Genomic DNA, 17,287 nt, shown 5'->3' with positions numbered 1-17,287 from the left:
CTCTGACACGACGCCCACCCTGTGGGGGCGAGCCTGCTCGCGAAGACGGAGTGTCAGTTACCCTGATCGTGAAAGTCAGACCGCTTTCGCGAGCAGGCTCGCCCCCACATTTGATATTTGTTTGCACCCATCTTTCTGCGTTCGCAGGCCTTTCACCCCGCCCGGTTGTCGTTTCTTAGAAGCGTTTGCGTTGATTGCAACCAAACAACCACGCTTTTCCTACTGATGGCTACACTCCTGAGAAGCTCGCCCACGCACCATTCGGCCGTCGCAAGGAGGCTTGATGAATGATGAACTGCAACACCTGAAGAATCTTGGCAAGACGTCAGCGCAATGGCTGCATGCCGTGGGCATCCACAGCGCCTCGGACTTGCGGCGCCTGGGCGCGGTGGACGCCTACCGGGCCGTGCGTACCCGCGGGTTTCGCGCATCGAAGGTGTTGTTGTATGCGATTGAGGGTGCGCTCATGGATGTGCATTGGAATGACATCCCAGCCGAGCGCAAGGACGCCCTGAACAAGCAACTCGAAGCCATTTCCTCGCGTCACAAGAATTGAACAGGCGCTGACCGTTATGTACCTGCTAGGGGAACAATCGGCGCTTGCCGACGCACTGATCAATCGTTTGCAGAACTTGCCGGCGCAATGGCTGGAAGGTCTGGCGCCGTGCGCAGAAACCCTGGAGTTGGGCGCGACGGATGACCTGATGGCGCAATTACCCGGCGATCAGATGTTTCTGCTGACCGATGGCGTGATCAACGGCTGCATAGGCACCCGGGCGCTGTTTTACTGGCAGGAAGGTGACTTGATCGGCCTGCAGCGCGGTGACGATTGGGCTGATTGCCGTTTGCGCAACGATGGACCAGTGCGTTTGCTGCCCTATCGGCGCAGCGATGTGTTCCAGCATTTGTATGCCGAACCGGGCCGGGCGGATCAGTTTCTCGAGTATTTGCTGGGGCAAATGGCAATCCTGGCTCACGCGGTGGCTGAATTGAAACCTCGGGAGTTTCGCAGCACCAATGGTTTTAAACGGGTCGACGCTGGAGAAACCCTGATTCAGCAAGGCGATGCCGCCGATCACGTATTTGTGATCATCGACGGGCACGCCGAAGCCTACGTCGATGGGCACAAGGTCGGCGAGGTGCCCAAGGACGAGATTTTCGGTGCCATGGCGGTGTTCACCGGCGAGCCACGCAATGCCACGGTCATCGCCTGCGAACCGAGTACGGTGATGTTGATTCCCGGTGATCAGTTTTTGAGCCTGACCCGCACCAATCCGAAGATCGCCCACAGCCTGATCGAAAGCATGGCGCGGCGCATCGATCAACTGAACAAGCAGATCAGCCAATTGAGCTCGAACCGAAATTAACGCCAAGCCCACTTTTCTCTGGGCCGGGCGCCCATTGACGAGATGAAATCAGGGGAATGGAAAAACAGTGGTTGACTCGGTAATGAGAATCGCTATGATTATCACAACTGATCGCGAGATCGGTCGATATTCTGAAAAGCCCTTGGTTCGGACTCTCAGATTATCTCCTCATCAGGCTAATCACGGTTATTTGACCCGGTTTTTACCGGGTCTTTTTTTGTCTGTGGAAAAATCATTTGCCGAACTCGCGGCGCGGCGACCTGCTGAGACCCCGCGAGCAACAACACTGCCAACGGCCACATCCCACGCATGCAATCACCTCGATGAAAACATCAGCGGGCGATGATCAGCGGATGCCCACGCTCCGGGTGCGGCTGCACCAATACTTCAAGACCGAACACGGCTTTGAGCATATCCGGACGCAACACTTGCTGCGGCGTATCCAGTGCAACCGGACGCCCACCTTCGAGCAGCAACACGCGATCACAATAACGTGCCGCCAGATTCAGATCATGCAGGATCACCAGCACGGCAGCGCCGCGATCGGCAAACTCGCGCACAGCCTGCAAGGTTGTGTGCTGATGCAATGGGTCAAGCATTGACGTCGGCTCGTCCAGCAGCAACGTTTGCCCAGCCTGCCCCGGCCAGAGTTGCGCCAGCACCCGCGCCAGATGCACACGCTGGCGCTCCCCGCCCGACAGCGCCAGATAACTGCGACCGCTCAGATGCGCAGCGTCAGCCGCTGCCAGCGCCGCAGCAACAATCTCGTCATCACGTACCCGACCACTTTGATAAGGCAAACGGCCCATGCCGACCACTTCTTCAACGCGAAAGGCAAAATCCAGCGTCGACACCTGCGGCAACACCGCCAAGCGCTGAGCGCGTTGCGTACCGCTCCAATGGCTCAAGGCTTCGCAGTCGAGGGAAACTTCGCCCTCACTGGCCGTCAACTCGCCGCATAGAGCGCCGAGCAAGGTACTTTTACCGGCGCCATTGGGGCCCAGCACGCCGAGCACTTCGCCCGGTTTGAGTTCCACGCTGACCCCGCCAAGGACAGTCTTGCGACCGCGAAGGATATGCACGTTGTGCGCACGCAACATCAGGCACGCCCTCGCAACAACAGATAAAGAAAGAACGGCGCACCGATAAACGCCGTGACAATACCGATTGGCAACTCCGCCGGCGCCAGCGCCAGACGCGCCAGCAGATCCGCCAGCAACAACAGACTCGCCCCGGCCAGCACAGAGGCTGGCAGCAACACTCGATGATCGGGACCTGCCAACAACCGCACCAGATGCGGCACCACCAACCCGACAAAACCGATCATCCCCGCCGCTGCCACTGCCGCGCCGACACCCAGTGCCGTGCAGAACACCAGTTCGCGCTTGAGTCGCTCGACATCAATGCCCAAATGCCCCGCCTCGGATTCACCGAGCAGCAAGGCATTCAACGCTTTCGCCCGACGCGGCAGCCACAGCGCAACGCCGGCGCTGATGATTAACAACGGCCACAACCGCGCATAACTGGCGCCGTTGAGGCTGCCCAGGTTCCAGAACGTCAGCGTGCGCAGGGTTGCGTCGTCCGCGAGATAGGTGAATAGTCCGACCGCCGAACCGGCCAGCGCCGTCAGCGCGATCCCCGCCAGCAACAGGGTTGCAACGTTGGTTTGCCCATTGCGCCGGCCGAGTCGGCAGACCAGCGCCGTCACCCCGAGCCCGCCGAGAAACGCACACACCGATAACAGATAAGGCCCGAACGATTCAGGCAAACCGCCAAAAAAAGAGCCGCCGACAATCGCTATCGCCGCCCCTAACGCCGCGCCACTGGAAACACCGACCAGCCCTGGGTCCGCCAGCGGATTACGAAACAACCCCTGCATCGTCACGCCAGACAATGCCAGTACACCGCCGACCGCTAGCCCGAGTAACGTTCGCGGCAGGCGAATCTGCCCGAGAATCAGTTCGGCCTGCTCCAGCCCCTCCGGTGCCAGCGGCACACCGATCAGGCGCAAAGCCGCGCGTAACGTATCGAACAGCGGCAGACTGACCGGGCCGAGCGCCAATGACAGCCAGATCGCCAGCACACACAGGAGCGTCAGGCCAATGAACAAGCCTCGGGGTTTGACCCGTGTGGTCATGGGTTGCTCTTGGCCGGGTAGAAAGCGTCAGACAGGGTTTTCACAACGCGCAGACTCAGGCGCATACACAGCTTCCTTTAACAAGGTTTCCCGGGCGTCTGGGTGGCAGGCCAAGTATCCTCGGCATCAGGCAAACGCCGGTGGGCGAAGGCCGCCATTTGATAATTGCTTGCATTTAAACGTCAAGCTCGAACATATCCGAACACGAGCCAACATTAGAGGATAGCCATGAAGTTTCTCTGCGCGGGTGCCGATCTGGCCGAGGCCGGCAGTCGCGGTTTTGATGTCGACGGAAAAAAACTGTTTGCCGTGCGCCGCAACGGCCAGGTCTATGTCTACCTCAATCGTTGCCCGCATCGAGGCGTTGGCCTGGAATGGCAGGCGGATCAGTTTCTCGACCCGAGCAACAGCCTGATCCAGTGCGCCACCCACGGCGCACTGTTTCTGATCGAGGACGGTGAATGCGTCGCAGGGCCCTGCGCCGGGCAATCGTTGACCCGCATCCCCTGCCGGGAAGACGTACAAGGTGTGTGGATCACCCTTTAACCGCTGAGCAGTACCTCCAACCGACGATCAATGACCATTTCCTCATGGTTCAACCGCACACCGTACGCCAGTACTTCAACGCCACTGGCAACCGCTTCACGCAGCGCCTCGGCATAGGCCGGGTCGATTTCCACAGCCGGACGCACCGCCTCAATCCCGGTGAGACTCACGCAGTACAACTGCACCGCACGAATCCCGTCCCGCGCCAGATGCGCCAGTTCACGCAAATGCTTGGCGCCACGCTGGGTCACGGCATCGGGAAACGCCGCCACATTCGTGCCATCAAAGCCCAGGGTGACGCTTTTCACTTCCACATACGCCGGGCCGCTCGGGTATTCGAGGCGAAAGTCGATGCGGCTTTTTTCCTGTCCGTAAGCCACTTCGCGCTTCAACGCGGTAAACCCGTTCAACTCGGTGATGACGCCAGCCTGCAAGGCTTCTTCGACCAGCCCGTTGGCGCGCGCGGTATTGACACAAAACAAACGGCCCTGCGGGGTTTCGCCAATTTCCCAAGTGCCGGGCAATTTGCGTTTCGGGTCGTTGGAGCGACTGAACCAGACTTGCCCGCCCTGGACCTGACAATTGAGCATCGAGCCGGTGTTTGGGCAGTGAATCGTCAGCAACTCGCCGCCAACGGTTTCGATATCGGTGAGAAAACGCTTGTAACGACGGATTAGCCGCGCCTCTTCCAGAGGAGGATGAAAACGCATCAGCCTTGCCAGCTCTTCAAGCCACGCGCGATCCGCTCCACCGCTTCCTGTAAGCGAGGGAGGTTTTGCGTGTAGGCAAAACGCACATGGTGGCTGGCCTGATAGCGTCCGAAATCCAGACCCGGGGTAAACGCAACGTGCTCGGTTTCGAGGAAATGTTGGCAGAACGCGAAGGCATCGCCGCCGAACTGGCTGATATTTGCATAAAGATAGAATGCACCTTCGGGTTCCACGGCAATGTTGAAACCCAGTTCGCGCAACGCCGGCAGGAGGAAATCGCGGCGACGGCCGAATTCGGCGCGGCGCTGCTCCAGAATCGCGATCGTGTCAGGTTCGAAACAGGCCAGCGCCGCGTATTGCGCCATGCTCGGTGCGCTGATGTAGAGGTTCTGTGCGAGCTTCTCCAACTCGCTGACCGCCGCATCCGGCGCCACCAGCCAACCGAGGCGCCAACCGGTCATGCCGAAATATTTCGAGAAACTGTTGAGAACGAATGCACTGTCATCGACTTCCAGCACGCTCGCCGCATCGGTGCCATACGTCAGGCCGTGATAGATCTCGTCTACCACCAGATGGCCGTGCCGGGCCTTGATGGCGGCGGATAAGCCGGCCAATTCATCGCGCGTCAGAATGGTCCCCGTCGGGTTGGCTGGCGAAGCAACCAGCGCGCCAACACTGTCGTGGTCCCAATAGCGCTCGACCAGATCCGGAGTCAGTTGATAACGCACGTCCGGCCCGACGGGCACTAGCTGCGCAGCGCCTTCGACCAACCGCAGGAAGTGGCGATTACACGGGTATCCGGGGTCCGCCAGGAGCCAGTGCTTGCCGGGGTCGACCAGCAAGGCGCTGGCCAGCAACAGTGCGCCGGAGCCGCCCGGGGTGATCAGAATGCGTCGCGGATCGATGCTCAAGCCATAACGCGATTGGTAGAAACCGGAAATTGCTTCGCGCAGCTCAGGAATGCCACGGGCAGCGGTGTAACGGGTTTTGCCCGCCGTCAGCGCGGCTTGGCCGGCACGGATGATTGGCTCTGCGGTCGTGAAGTCCGGTTCGCCAATCTCCAGGTGAATGACATCGTGCCCCTCGGCCTGCAATTCATTGGCCCGCGCCAGCAGCGCCATCACATGGAACGGTTCGATCGCACGACTGCGCGCACTGTAGGGCTGAGCCATTGGCCTTCCTTCGACGAGGGAAAAGAAACGATTCTACCCATCTGCCGGAACGAGCGAGAACCCGCAGAGGTCACAGCCTCAAGAACTCTGGATTGTAATGACACAAGCGTACGCTCCAGGATTGACTAAAATCAGTGATTGAACAGGTCTTCCACACCGCCAGACACGGCTTGCCAAACATTTGCAAGCGCCACCCGCCGGGGCCTCGACATCCGGGAGTAGCGCAGGCCGAATTGATCTGGTAAGTTCGCCCGCTTGCAGCCGCAGGGCCGGCAGGTGTCGGTGATGGAGCAATCCTGCGCAATGGATTACAAGAGTAGAGGCGGTCCATTTCATGCCCACCCAAGCAAAGCAACAGCAACAAGCGACGATCAGCGGCTTCGAACCTTATGTTCCGAAGGCTGGCGAAGAGTACATGGGCGCCCCGATGCGAGCGCACTTCACCAAGATCCTGAACAAGTGGAAACAGGACTTGATGCAGGAAGTCGACCGTACTGTTGATCACATGAAAGACGAAGCGGCCAACTTCCCTGACCCGGCCGATCGTGCCAGCCAGGAAGAAGAATTCGCCCTCGAACTGCGCGCCCGTGATCGCGAACGCAAGTTGATCAAAAAGATCGACAAGACGCTTGAGCTGATTCAGGACGAAGAATACGGCTGGTGCGAGTCCTGCGGCATCGAGATCGGCGTCAAGCGCCTCGAAGCCCGTCCTACCGCGGATCTGTGCATCGACTGCAAGACCCTGGCGGAAATCAAGGAAAAGCAGGTCGGCAAGTAATTTCGACCTGAACAAAAAACGGAGCGTGCGAACGCTCCGTTTTTGTTTCTGCCTTTTGCCTGCCTTCTCTGTTTTCTCTGCCATTGCGGGAGGGGACTTGCTCCCGAATACGGTGTGTCATAAACAGAGATGTTGACTCATAAACCGCATTCGGGAGCAAGCCCCCTCCCACAACGGTAATGCGCGCGAAACCTGAAAAGTTATATGGCTCCCATGACTGCCAAAACCTCCCCTGCCTACATCGGCCGCTTCGCCCCAACCCCCAGTGGCCACCTGCATTTCGGTTCGCTGGTCGCAGCGCTCGCCTCCTATCTCGACGCCCGCTCTGTGGGTGGTCGCTGGCTGGTGCGCATGGAAGATCTCGATCCACCCCGTGAAGAGCCCGGCGCGCAGAGCGCGATTCTCAAGGCGCTGCAAAGCTATGGGTTTGAATGGGAAGGCGAGATGGTGCGCCAGAGTGATCGGCACGATGCCTATGCCGAAGTCCTCAACAGCCTGTTCAACCATGGTCTGGCCTACGCCTGCACTTGCTCGCGCAAACAACTGGAGCCGTATCACGGGATTTATCCCGGGTTTTGCCGCAATGCCGGGCACGACCAGCAGGATGCCGCTATCCGCCTGCGTGTGCCGGAGCTCGAATACCATTTCATCGACCGCGTGCAAGGCGAATACCGCCAGCATCTGGGCCGCGATGTCGGCGATTTCGTCATCCGCCGTCGCGACGGCCTCTATGCCTATCAACTGGCCGTGGTGCTTGACGATGCCTGGCAGGGCATTACTGACATCGTGCGCGGCGCCGATCTGCTCGACTCCACCCCGCGCCAGCTCTACCTGCAGGAGTTGCTGGGCCTGCGTCAGCCGCGTTATCTGCACCTGCCGCTGATCACCCAGCCGGACGGCAACAAACTGGGCAAGTCCTACCGCTCGCCGCCACTGCAAGCTGATCAAGCCACGCCATTGCTGCTAAGGGCCCTGCGCGCACTGGGGCAAAACCCCGGCGCCGAACTCGAATATGCGACGCCGCAGGAACTGCTCAACTGGGGCAGCACCCACTGGGACGCCACGAAGATCCCGCGCACACTGACCCTGCCCGAAGCACAACTGCGATGACGACACTTGCAGTCGCGCCGCCATCCGTTACCATCGCCGCACGTTTTCGGGCACGCACATAAAAAAGAGAGGCCGGGATGTACATCTATCGCTTGGTCCTGCTTTTGGTCGTGGGGATCTATCTGTTTTCTCCCGCCATCATGGATTGGTGGATCGACGCTACGGGCGCCTGGTATCGCCCCTATCTGCTCTGGCTGATCCTGATTGTCGTGACCTTCATCCTGCAGAGCCAAAAAGATGCCGATGAGCTTTAGCCTGACCCAGATGATCCTGATCAGCGCCGCGTACCTGGCGGTGCTGTTCGGTGTTGCCTGGATCAGCGAACGGGGCATGATCCCGCGGGCGATCATTCGCCATCCGTTGACCTACACCCTTTCGCTGGGGGTTTACGCCAGTGCGTGGGCGTTCTACGGCACGGTGGGCCTGGCCTATCAGTACGGCTACGGCTTTCTTTCCAGTTATCTCGGGGTCTCTGGCGCGTTTTTGCTGGCGCCGGTGTTGCTGTATCCGATCCTGAAAATCACCCGCACCTATCAACTGTCGTCGCTGGCCGACCTGTTCGCCTTCCGCTTTCGCAGCACCTGGGCCGGTGCGCTGACCACGATCTTCATGCTGATCGGCGTGCTGCCGTTGCTGGCGTTGCAGATTCAAGCGGTGGCCGACTCCATCGGCATTCTGACGGGCGAGCCGATTCAGAGCCGCGTGGCCCTGGCGTTTTGCGCGCTGATCATTTTGTTCACGATTTTCTTTGGTTCACGCCACATCGCCACCCGCGAGAAGCACGAAGGGCTGGTGTTCGCGATTGCCTTCGAGTCGGTGATCAAACTGATCGCTCTCGGCGGCGTTGGCCTGTATGCGCTGTACGGCGTGTTCGACGGCCCGCAACAGCTTGAACTGTGGCTGTTGCAAAACCAGACCGCCCTCGCCGCTCTGCACACGCCGCTGCAGGAAGGCCCGTGGCGTACGCTGCTGCTGGTGTTCTTCGCCTCGGCCATCGTGATGCCGCACATGTATCACATGACCTTTACCGAGAACCTCAACCCGCGCTCCCTCGTCAGTGCCAGTTGGGGCCTGCCGCTGTTCCTGCTGCTGATGAGTCTGGCGGTGCCGCTGATCCTGTGGGCCGGTCTCAAGCTCGGCGCCACCACCGATCCGGAATACTTCACTCTCGGCATCGGCATTGCCGCCAACAGCAAACCCTTGGCCTTGCTTGCTTATGTCGGCGGGCTGTCGGCCGCCAGCGGACTGATCATCGTCACCACCCTGGCGTTGTCAGGCATGGCGTTGAACCATTTGGTGCTGCCGCTCTATCAGCCGCCCGCCGAAGGCAATATCTACCGCTGGCTGAAATGGACCCGTCGAGCACTGATCGTCGCGATCATCATGGCCGGTTTCGGTTTTTACCTGATGCTTGGTGCCGAACAGGATCTGGCCAACCTCGGCATCGTCGCGTTTGTCGCGACCCTGCAATTCCTGCCCGGCGTGTTGTCCGTGCTGTACTGGCCGACCGCTAACCGGCGCGGCTTTATCGCCGGGCTGCTGGCCGGGATTCTGGTCTGGGTCGTCACCATGCTGCTGCCGCTGGTCGGCAATCTGCAGGGTTTCTACATTCCGCTGCTGAACATGATTTACGTGCTGGACGACACCAGTTGGCACATGGCGGCCATCGCGTCGCTGGCCGCCAACGTGCTGATGTTCACCCTGATTTCGCTGTTCACCAATGCCAGCCCCGAAGAGGCCAGCGCCGCCGAAGCCTGCGCGGTGGATAACGTACGCCGTCCGCAACGCCGCGAGCTGCACGCCGCCTCGCCGCAGGAATTCGCCACACAACTGGCCAAACCGCTCGGCGCCAAAGCGGCGCAGAAAGAAGTCGAACAGGCCTTGCGCGACCTTTACCTGCCCTTCGATGAGCGTCGGCCTTACGCCTTGCGCCGATTACGCGACCGTATTGAAGCCAACCTCTCCGGGCTGATGGGGCCGAGTGTGGCCCAGGACATGGTCGAAACCTTCCTGCCGTACAAGGCCGGCGGCGAAAATTACGTCACCGAAGACATCCACTTCATCGAAAGCCGCCTTGAGGATTACCACTCGCGCCTCACGGGCCTGGCCGCCGAACTCGACGCACTGCGCCGCTACCACCGCCAGACCCTGCAGGAACTGCCAATGGGCGTCTGCTCGCTGGCCAAGGACCAAGAGATCCTGATGTGGAACAAGGCTATGGAAGAGCTGACCGGGATCGCCGCGCAGCGCGTGGTCGGCTCGCGCTTGAGCACCATTGGCAATCCATGGAAAGAATTGCTCCAGGGCTTTATCAACCTGCCGGACGAACACTTGCACAAACAGCATCTGGCACTCGACGGACAGACCCGCTGGCTGAACCTGCACAAAGCGGCAATCGATGAGCCGTTGGCACCGGGTAACAGCGGTTTGGTGTTGCTGGTAGAAGATTTGACCGAAACCCAGATGCTTGAAGACAAACTGGTCCACTCCGAGCGTCTGGCCAGCATCGGTCGTCTCGCCGCGGGTGTCGCCCACGAAATCGGCAACCCGATCACCGGCATCGCTTGTCTGGCGCAGAACCTGCGCGAAGAACGCGAAGAAGACGACGAGCTGACCGAGATCAGCGGACAGATTCTCGAACAGACCAAACGCGTGTCACGCATCGTTCAGTCGCTGATGAGTTTTGCCCATGCCGGCGGTCATCAGCATAACGACGAGCCCGTTTGTCTGGCCGAAGTGGCCCAGGATGCCATCGGGCTATTGGCGCTGAACCGGCGCAATTTCGAAGTGCAGTTCTACAACCTGTGCGACCCGGATCACTGGGTCGAAGGTGACCCACAACGCCTTGCCCAAGTGCTGATCAATCTGCTCTCCAACGCTCGTGACGCCTCGCCTGCCGGCAGCGCCGTGAGGGTCAAGAGCGAGGCCGGAGAACACACGGTCGACCTGATCGTTGAGGACGAAGGCAGCGGTATTCCGAAGAACATCATGGACCGATTGTTCGAACCTTTCTTCACCACCAAGGATCCTGGTGAAGGTACCGGTCTGGGCCTTGCACTGGTCTATTCCATCGTTGAAGAGCATTATGGACAAATCACCATCGACAGCCCGGCTGATGTACAAAGCCAGCGCGGCACCCGTATCCGGGTGACCTTACCGCGTCATGTCGAAGCGACGTCCGCTGTGAACTGAGACCGTCGAGAGTATCGAATCAATGCCGCACATTTTGATCGTCGAAGACGAAACCATTATCCGCTCCGCCTTGCGCCGCCTGCTGGAACGCAACCAGTACCAGGTCAGCGAAGCCGGTTCAGTGCAGGAAGCACAAGAACGCTTCACCATTCCTACGTTCGATCTGATCGTGAGCGATCTGCGTCTGCCGGGCGCTCCGGGTACCGAGCTGATCAAGCTCGGCCAGGGCACGCCGGTGCTGATCATGACCAGTTATGCCAGCCTGCGCTCGGCGGTCGACTCGATGAAGATGGGCGCGGTGGATTACATCGCCAAGCCTTTCGACCACGATGAAATGCTTCAGGCCGTTGCGCGGATCCTGCGTGATCGCCAATCGGCGCCGGCAGCGGGCGAAGCCGTTGCCAGCAAATCTGCCAATGGCAGCGGCAAAACAGCCACCGACAACAGCAACGGCGAAATCGGCATCATCGGCTCCTGCCCACCGATGCAGGATCTGTACAGCAAGATCCGCAAAGTCGCGCCGACCGATTCCAATGTGCTGATTCAGGGCGAGTCCGGCACCGGTAAAGAGTTGGTGGCCCGCGCCCTGCACAACCTGTCGAAACGCGCCAAGGCACCGATGATCTCGGTGAACTGCGCCGCCATTCCGGAAAGCCTGATCGAGTCCGAACTGTTCGGCCACGAAAAAGGCGCATTCACCGGCGCCAGCGCCGGTCGTGCCGGCCTGGTGGAAGCGGCGGACGGCGGTACGCTGTTCCTTGATGAAATCGGCGAGCTGCCGCTGGAAGCCCAGGCCCGCCTGCTGCGCGTGTTGCAGGAAGGTGAAATTCGCCGTGTGGGCTCGGTGCAATCGCAGAAGGTCGATGTCCGTCTGATCGCGGCGACTCACCGAGACCTCAAGAGCCTGGCGAAAGTCGGCCAGTTCCGGGAAGACCTTTATTACCGCCTGCATGTGATCGCGTTGAAACTGCCAGCCCTGCGCGAGCGCGGTGCCGACGTCAACGAGATCGCCAATGCCTTCCTCGCTCGCCAGAGCGCGCGGATCAACCGTACCGACCTGAAATTTGCAGCGGATGCCGAACAGGCCATCCGTCACTATTCCTGGCCGGGTAACGTTCGTGAACTTGAAAACGCGGTCGAGCGCGCGGTGATCCTCAGCGAGAGCCCGGAAATCTCCGCTGAACTGCTGGGTATCGACATTGAGCTGAGCGATCTGGACGACGATGAATTCATTGGTCTGCCGCCGCAAACCTCAGGTAACGCCAGCAACAGCAGCCACGAACCGACCGAAGACTTGTCGCTGGAAGACTACTTCCAGCATTTCGTCCTCGAGCATCAGGACCACATGACCGAGACCGAACTGGCGCGCAAACTGGGCGTCAGCCGTAAATGCCTGTGGGAACGGCGTCAGCGCCTGGGCATTCCACGACGCAAGACCGGGGTCGCCAGCGAGAGCTGAACGTTACCTGTCGAGTGTGCGGGTAACGCTTGAAGATGTGAAAAAACTGTTACCTCAGTCTTTCCACGTAACAGAAGCCGGGGTTATCGGTAACGAAACCCCGGCTTTTTTTGGCCCTGACAAAAGGGCCCGATCGACCTAACCCCTTGTTTTATTGGGGTTCGCAAAAGTTGGCACGGCACCTGCTATATGTTTGGTACAAGAACAATAACAAGCAATGCACAAGACAATAAAAATAAGACGAATCGACTCACGCACAATAAAAACAAGACGGCGAGAGGCGCAGCTAACTGATTCTTTTGGAGAGGCGTTGTATTTGGGGCTTGCCCCACGACCAGGCCGAGAACAACAAAAACTGTCCTAAGACAGAGCCTGTACTGGTTGGATCGAGAGATCACTGCAATTCAGCGACCAAAGCAATCCGTTTGCTCTTGGCTCCCGATTGGGAGGGTCACGAAGCAAAAGCTTCGTGACGAGGGCACTCAACAAAAACAAGAAGCCCGAATCAATAATAAAAAGAGCACGCAACTACTTCTTGGGGAGCTCCGGCTCCCCTTGTAGTTTCTCCCATCCGGGAAATCCTGCTGTTTTGCCCTCCTCGACCCTTGCAGCTTGCGGCTTACAGCTCAAATCTGCCGTGTCCTACACCATCCCCCGACTAAATGCTAGAATCTGCGCCCATCATGCGGTCATTCTTTGGTATGGCCGAACATTCCTTCAAACAGTGCATCCCATGCTGAAGAAGCTGTTCCAGTCATTCCGAACTCCCGTGCGTCGTACGCAACACATCCGCAGCACCCCTGAAGTGCTTAACAGCGGCCAACATTCGCTGCAGAAAACGCAATTCAGCCGCTACGCGGTCAATATCGTCGAACGCTTGCAGGGCGCCGGTTACCAGGCCTATCTGGTCGGTGGCTGCGTGCGTGACATGCTGTTGGGCATTACGCCCAAGGATTTCGACGTCGCCACCAGCGCCACGCCCGAACAAGTGCGCGCCGAATTCCGCAATGCGCGGATCATCGGCCGTCGCTTCAAACTGGTGCATATTCATTTCGGTCGCGAAATCATCGAAGTCGCGACCTTCCGCGCCAATCACCCGATAAACGAGGACGACGAAGACAGCAATCAGTCTTCGCGTAACGAAAGCGGGCGAATTTTGCGCGACAACGTCTACGGCACCCTGGAAGAAGACGCGCAACGCCGCGACTTCACCATCAACGCCCTGTATTACGATCCGGTCAGCGAGCGCATCCTCGACTACGCCAACGGCGTGCACGACATCCGCAATCACCTGATCCGCCTGATCGGCGATCCAAAGCAGCGTTACCAGGAAGACCCGGTGCGCATGCTGCGGGCCGTGCGTTTCGCCGCCAAGCTCAATTTCGGCATCGAGAAACACACGGTTCAGCCAATCCGCGAACTGGCGCCGATGTTGCGCGAGATCCCGTCGGCACGCCTGTTTGAAGAGGTGCTAAAGCTGTTCCTCTCCGGACACGGCGCGATCACCTTCGAGATGCTGGTCGACCTGCAACTGTTTGCCCCGCTGTTCCCGGGCAGTGCCGACGCGCTGGAGCACAACCCGGAATATACCCACACGCTGATCAGCGAAGCGCTGACCAACACCGACTTGCGCATCAAGCAGAACAAACCGGTCACGCCGGCGTTCCTGTTTGCCGCCCTGTTGTGGCCAGCCCTGCCGGCCCGCGTGCTGCGTTTGCAGGAACGTGGCATGCCGCCGATCCCGGCGATGCAGGAAGCCGCACACGAGTTGATTGCCGAGCAGTGCCAGCGCATCGCGATTCCGAAACGCTTCACCATGCCGATCCGCGAGATCTGGGACATGCAGGAGCGCCTGCCACGGCGCAGCGGCAAACGTGCCGATCTGTTGCTGGACAATCCACGTTTCCGCGCTGGTTACGACTTCCTGCTGCTGCGTGAAAGCGCGGGCGAGCAAACGGATGGCCTGGGTGAATGGTGGACGGACTATCAGGACGCCAACGACAGCGAGCGTCGTGACATGATCCGCGATCTCAGCGGCAAAGGTGACGACGCCAGCGGTGCGCCGCGCAAACGTCGTCGCAGCGGCGGTTCCAAGCGCAAACGTGCCGGTGCACCGAGCGCAACGGGCGAATAGGCATGGAACGGATCTATATCGGCATGGGCAGCAACCTCGCTGACCCGGCCGAACAATTGCGCAGCGCCGTCGAGGCGCTGGGGCAATTGCCGCAAACCATGGTCGCCGGTGTTTCCGCCTTCTATCAAAGCGACTCATTGCTGCCGGGCCAACCGCGCTACACCAACGCCGTGGCGGCGCTCGACAGCGATCTTGCGCCGCTGGATCTGCTCGATGCGCTGCAAGCGATCGAAAACGATCAGGGCCGCGAACGCCTGGAACGCTGGGGCCCACGCACGCTGGATCTGGATATTCTGCTGTTCGGTGATCGGTTGATCGACGAACCACGGCTGAAAGTCCCGCATTACCAGATTCAGGAAAGGGCGTTCGTCCTGTATCCACTGGCCGAGCTAGCTCCCGAGGATCTGCGCCTGGCCGATGGCCGCAGCCTCCCCGACCTACTGGCCGCGTGCCCGTTCGTCGGCCTGGAACGCCTCTCCAAAACTTAAAATCAGTTCCCCCTTGTGGGCACGGGCTTGCTCGCCAAAGCGCAGTATCCGTTGATTCAGATACCGATGGACACGACGCCTTGGCGAGCAACCCCGCACACATTGACGATTCCCCATTAGATGTTGTCGGACAAGAAAGCCTCGAATCAGCCCCGCCGCGCCGCTGAATCGGATCAGTAACGCCGGTAACACTCCCCTCGTAACAACGCGGTAACACACGCAATTGACTTCCTGTTGGCTCATCACGACTATAGGCGTCCCGCTGCCGCCAACCCGGCACATACGGGCGCCATCCAGGCCTTATAAGCACGACAAAAGACCGTGCGCCTGAGTAAATGAAGAATCACGCGCGTTACTCGCAGTAGTTTCCATAGCGCCTGAACGAGGATTTTTTACATGCCAGCCATCACCCTGACCACGCTCCAGAGCCTCAAGCAAAAAGGTGAAAAGATCACCATGCTGACCTGCTATGACGCGACCTTCGCCCACGCCTGCAACGAGGCCGGTGTCGAAGTGCTGCTGGTGGGCGACTCCCTCGGCATGGTCCTGCAAGGTCACGACAGCACATTGCCAGTGACCACTGCGGAAATGGCCTACCACACCGCCTGCGTCAAACGCGGCAACACCGATGCCCTGATCCTGGCCGACTTGCCCTTCATGGCCAACGCGACTCTCGAACAAACCATGACCAACAGCGCCCTGCTGATGCAGGCCGGTGCGCACATGGTCAAGGTTGAAGGGGCGCTGTGGCTGGCGGAGTCGATCCGCCTGCTGGCCGAACGCGGTGTGCCGGTCTGCGCGCACATGGGCCTGACCCCGCAAGCCGTGAACATTCTCGGTGGCTATAAAGTGCAGGGCCGCAACGAGAACCAGGCACGGCAGATGCGTGCCGACGCGATCTCGCTGGAACAGGCGGGTGCGGCGATGTTGCTGCTTGAATGCGTGCCGAGTGAACTGGCCGCTGAAATCAGCCAGGCCGTGAAGATTCCGGTCATTGGTATCGGCGCCGGTAACGCCACCGACGGTCAGGTCCTGGTGCTGCACGACATGCTCGGCCTGTCGATCACCGGCCGCGTGCCGAAATTCGTCAAGAACTTCATGGACGGTCAGGACAGCATTCAGTCGGCCTTGAAGGCTTACGTCAGCGAAGTCAAAGCCACCACGTTCCCTGGTATCGAACACGGATTCTCTGCATGAACACCGTAAAAACCGTACGCGAACTGCGCGCCGCCGTAGCCCGCGCCCGCAGTGAAGGCAAGCGCATCGGCTTCGTGCCGACCATGGGCAACCTGCACAGCGGCCACATCGCACTGATCACCAAAGCCACGCAACGGGTGGATTTCGTGGTCGCGAGCATTTTCGTCAACCCGCTGCAGTTCGGCGCTGGCGAAGACCTCGACAAGTACCCGCGCACCCTCGCTGCGGATCAGGAACAACTGCTGGAAGCCGGTTGCGATCTGCTTTTCGCTCCGACCGTCGAAGAAATGTACCCCGACGGCATGACCGGGCAGACCCGGGTCAGCGTGCCGCAACTCTCTGAAGGCTTGTGCGGCGCCAGCCGTCCGGGGCACTTCGAAGGCGTGGCCACGGTGGTCAGCAAGTTGTTCAACATGGTCCAGCCGGATCTGGCGATTTTTGGCCAGAAGGACTACCAGCAACTGGCGGTGATACGTGCCCTGGTGCATGACTTGAACATGCCGATCCAGATCATCGGCGAGCCGACTGTGCGTGCCACTGACGGCTTGGCGCTGTCCTCGCGCAACGGTTTCCTCAGCGAAGAACAACGTGCCATCGCCCCCGTGGTCTATCGCACCCTGAGCACGATTGCCGAGTCGATCAAACAAGGTAATCGCGACTTCCCGGCGCTGATCACTGCCCAATTGCAACAATTGGAAGCCGCTGGCCTGCGTCCTGATTACCTGGACATTCGCCATGCGCTGACACTGCGTCCGGCGACGGCTGAAGACCGCGATCTGGTCATTCTGGTGGCGGCGTTCCTTGGCACCACACGGTTGATCGACAACCTGCACCTGAACCTCGATACGCCGACCTGAAACACCGCGATATCCCTGTGGGAGATTCTATGGTTCATGCCTAGCCCCTAAACCGCTTTAGGTGAGTATTCGCTCTGGTTTTTCAACAGAGCAAATACCACCCGGGCAAGCTTGCGGGCTAGTGCGACCAGTGCTTGGGT

At 59.7% G+C, this 17,287-nt stretch carries 16 protein-coding genes; 12 read left to right on the top strand and 4 right to left on the bottom strand.

Features of this window, described 5'->3' with window-relative positions:
* The first annotated feature begins 283 nt into the window (after positions 1-283).
* Both AACY18_RS26545 and AACY18_RS26540 read left to right on the top strand, forming a co-directional pair.
* Positions 284-556 carry a TfoX/Sxy family protein gene (locus AACY18_RS26545; protein ID WP_003228231.1) on the top strand — a complete coding sequence of 91 codons (273 nt, stop codon included), beginning with the start codon at positions 284-286 and terminating at the stop codon, positions 554-556.
* 16 nt (positions 557-572) lie between these two features.
* On the top strand, positions 573-1,367 hold the full coding sequence (locus tag AACY18_RS26540) for a Crp/Fnr family transcriptional regulator (RefSeq protein ID WP_339466642.1): 795 nt from the start codon (positions 573-575) through the stop codon (positions 1,365-1,367).
* Between the two features lie 332 nt (positions 1,368-1,699).
* Here AACY18_RS26540 and AACY18_RS26535 read toward each other — a convergent pair whose 3' ends face one another.
* Together AACY18_RS26535 and AACY18_RS26530 are read right to left on the bottom strand one after the other, a co-directional pair.
* Positions 1,700-2,467 carry a heme ABC transporter ATP-binding protein gene (locus tag AACY18_RS26535; RefSeq protein ID WP_339466641.1) on the bottom strand — a complete coding sequence of 256 codons (768 nt, stop codon included), beginning with the start codon at positions 2,465-2,467 and terminating at the stop codon, positions 1,700-1,702.
* A complete protein-coding gene (locus AACY18_RS26530; RefSeq protein ID WP_339466648.1) occupies positions 2,467-3,450 on the bottom strand; it encodes a FecCD family ABC transporter permease in 984 nt (327 codons plus the stop codon). Before AACY18_RS26530 ends, AACY18_RS26535 begins: the two co-directional genes overlap by 1 nt.
* 282 nt (positions 3,451-3,732) lie before the next feature.
* Here AACY18_RS26530 and AACY18_RS26525 point away from each other — a divergent pair, with 282 nt between their 5' ends.
* Positions 3,733-4,050, top strand: a complete 318-nt coding sequence (locus tag AACY18_RS26525) for a Rieske (2Fe-2S) protein (protein ID WP_339432804.1) — start codon at positions 3,733-3,735, stop codon at positions 4,048-4,050.
* Here AACY18_RS26525 and sfsA read toward each other — a convergent pair.
* Complete coding sequence (sfsA, locus tag AACY18_RS26520) at positions 4,047-4,760, bottom strand: DNA/RNA nuclease SfsA (RefSeq protein ID WP_339466639.1); 714 nt, start codon at positions 4,758-4,760, stop codon at positions 4,047-4,049. The two genes, AACY18_RS26525 and sfsA, sit on opposite strands and share 4 nt — an antisense overlap.
* A complete protein-coding gene (locus tag AACY18_RS26515; RefSeq protein WP_339466636.1) occupies positions 4,760-5,932 on the bottom strand; it encodes a pyridoxal phosphate-dependent aminotransferase in 1,173 nt (390 codons plus the stop codon). The genes sfsA and AACY18_RS26515 overlap by 1 nt, the downstream gene beginning before the upstream one ends.
* A gap of 334 nt (positions 5,933-6,266) precedes the next feature.
* On the opposite strand from AACY18_RS26515, the gene dksA reads away from it, so the two are divergent.
* The 9 genes from dksA to panC all read left to right on the top strand — a co-directional run bounded on the left by dksA (position 6,267) and on the right by panC (position 17,147).
* Entirely contained in the window at positions 6,267-6,710 is a 444-nt protein-coding gene (dksA, locus tag AACY18_RS26510) for an RNA polymerase-binding protein DksA (protein ID WP_003228250.1), read from the top strand.
* A 213-nt stretch (positions 6,711-6,923) separates the two neighbouring features.
* Positions 6,924-7,820: a tRNA glutamyl-Q(34) synthetase GluQRS gene (gene gluQRS, locus AACY18_RS26505; RefSeq protein WP_339432801.1), complete on the top strand. Its 897-nt coding sequence runs from the start codon at positions 6,924-6,926 to the stop codon at positions 7,818-7,820.
* A gap of 77 nt (positions 7,821-7,897) precedes the next feature.
* Positions 7,898-8,074 (top strand): hypothetical protein, encoded by a 177-nt coding sequence (locus AACY18_RS26500; RefSeq protein WP_003176118.1) that lies wholly within the window; start codon positions 7,898-7,900, stop codon positions 8,072-8,074.
* Positions 8,058-11,012, top strand: a complete 2,955-nt coding sequence (locus tag AACY18_RS26495; protein WP_339432800.1) for a sensor histidine kinase — start codon at positions 8,058-8,060, stop codon at positions 11,010-11,012. Before AACY18_RS26500 ends, AACY18_RS26495 begins: the two co-directional genes overlap by 17 nt.
* Before the next feature lie 22 nt (positions 11,013-11,034).
* Positions 11,035-12,471: a sigma-54-dependent transcriptional regulator gene (locus AACY18_RS26490; protein WP_339432799.1), complete on the top strand. Its 1,437-nt coding sequence runs from the start codon at positions 11,035-11,037 to the stop codon at positions 12,469-12,471.
* A gap of 733 nt (positions 12,472-13,204) precedes the next feature.
* Positions 13,205-14,605 carry a polynucleotide adenylyltransferase PcnB gene (locus AACY18_RS26485; RefSeq protein WP_339432798.1) on the top strand — a complete coding sequence of 467 codons (1,401 nt, stop codon included), beginning with the start codon at positions 13,205-13,207 and terminating at the stop codon, positions 14,603-14,605.
* 2 nt (positions 14,606-14,607) lie between these two features.
* The gene (gene folK / locus AACY18_RS26480) at positions 14,608-15,093 is read left to right on the top strand and encodes a 2-amino-4-hydroxy-6-hydroxymethyldihydropteridine diphosphokinase (protein ID WP_339432797.1); all 486 of its coding nucleotides are present in this window, start codon (positions 14,608-14,610) and stop codon (positions 15,091-15,093) included.
* 396 nt (positions 15,094-15,489) lie between these two features.
* Positions 15,490-16,290 (top strand): 3-methyl-2-oxobutanoate hydroxymethyltransferase, encoded by an 801-nt coding sequence (panB, locus tag AACY18_RS26475; RefSeq protein WP_339432796.1) that lies wholly within the window; start codon positions 15,490-15,492, stop codon positions 16,288-16,290.
* On the top strand, positions 16,287-17,147 hold the full coding sequence (gene panC / locus AACY18_RS26470) for a pantoate--beta-alanine ligase (protein WP_339432795.1): 861 nt from the start codon (positions 16,287-16,289) through the stop codon (positions 17,145-17,147). Before panB ends, panC begins: the two co-directional genes overlap by 4 nt.
* Positions 17,148-17,287 lie beyond the last annotated feature (140 nt).

The organism is Pseudomonas sp. EA_65y_Pfl2_P74 (assembly GCF_963970575.1).
Classification (GTDB): domain Bacteria; phylum Pseudomonadota; class Gammaproteobacteria; order Pseudomonadales; family Pseudomonadaceae; genus Aquipseudomonas; species Aquipseudomonas baetica_A.
The sequence above is the reverse complement of the archived record's forward strand: the minus strand, read 5'-3'. Positions and strand labels throughout refer to the sequence as shown.

Bases quoted from the DNA above. Each gene is read 5' to 3' on its own strand.
- AACY18_RS26545 (WP_003228231.1), top strand. From the start codon at position 284: ATGAATGATGAACTGCAACACCTGAAGAATCTTGGCAAGACGTCAGCG.
- AACY18_RS26540 (WP_339466642.1), top strand. From the start codon at position 573: ATGTACCTGCTAGGGGAACAATCGGCGCTTGCCGACGCACTGATCAAT.
- AACY18_RS26535 (WP_339466641.1), bottom strand. From the start codon at position 2,467: ATGTTGCGTGCGCACAACGTGCATATCCTTCGCGGTCGCAAGACTGTC.
- AACY18_RS26525 (WP_339432804.1), top strand. From the start codon at position 3,733: ATGAAGTTTCTCTGCGCGGGTGCCGATCTGGCCGAGGCCGGCAGTCGC.
- sfsA (WP_339466639.1), bottom strand. From the start codon at position 4,760: ATGCGTTTTCATCCTCCTCTGGAAGAGGCGCGGCTAATCCGTCGTTAC.
- AACY18_RS26515 (WP_339466636.1), bottom strand. From the start codon at position 5,932: ATGGCTCAGCCCTACAGTGCGCGCAGTCGTGCGATCGAACCGTTCCAT.
- dksA (WP_003228250.1), top strand. From the start codon at position 6,267: ATGCCCACCCAAGCAAAGCAACAGCAACAAGCGACGATCAGCGGCTTC.
- gluQRS (WP_339432801.1), top strand. From the start codon at position 6,924: ATGACTGCCAAAACCTCCCCTGCCTACATCGGCCGCTTCGCCCCAACC.
- AACY18_RS26500 (WP_003176118.1), top strand. From the start codon at position 7,898: ATGTACATCTATCGCTTGGTCCTGCTTTTGGTCGTGGGGATCTATCTG.
- AACY18_RS26495 (WP_339432800.1), top strand. From the start codon at position 8,058: ATGCCGATGAGCTTTAGCCTGACCCAGATGATCCTGATCAGCGCCGCG.
- AACY18_RS26490 (WP_339432799.1), top strand. From the start codon at position 11,035: ATGCCGCACATTTTGATCGTCGAAGACGAAACCATTATCCGCTCCGCC.
- AACY18_RS26485 (WP_339432798.1), top strand. From the start codon at position 13,205: ATGCTGAAGAAGCTGTTCCAGTCATTCCGAACTCCCGTGCGTCGTACG.
- folK (WP_339432797.1), top strand. From the start codon at position 14,608: ATGGAACGGATCTATATCGGCATGGGCAGCAACCTCGCTGACCCGGCC.
- panB (WP_339432796.1), top strand. From the start codon at position 15,490: ATGCCAGCCATCACCCTGACCACGCTCCAGAGCCTCAAGCAAAAAGGT.
- panC (WP_339432795.1), top strand. From the start codon at position 16,287: ATGAACACCGTAAAAACCGTACGCGAACTGCGCGCCGCCGTAGCCCGC.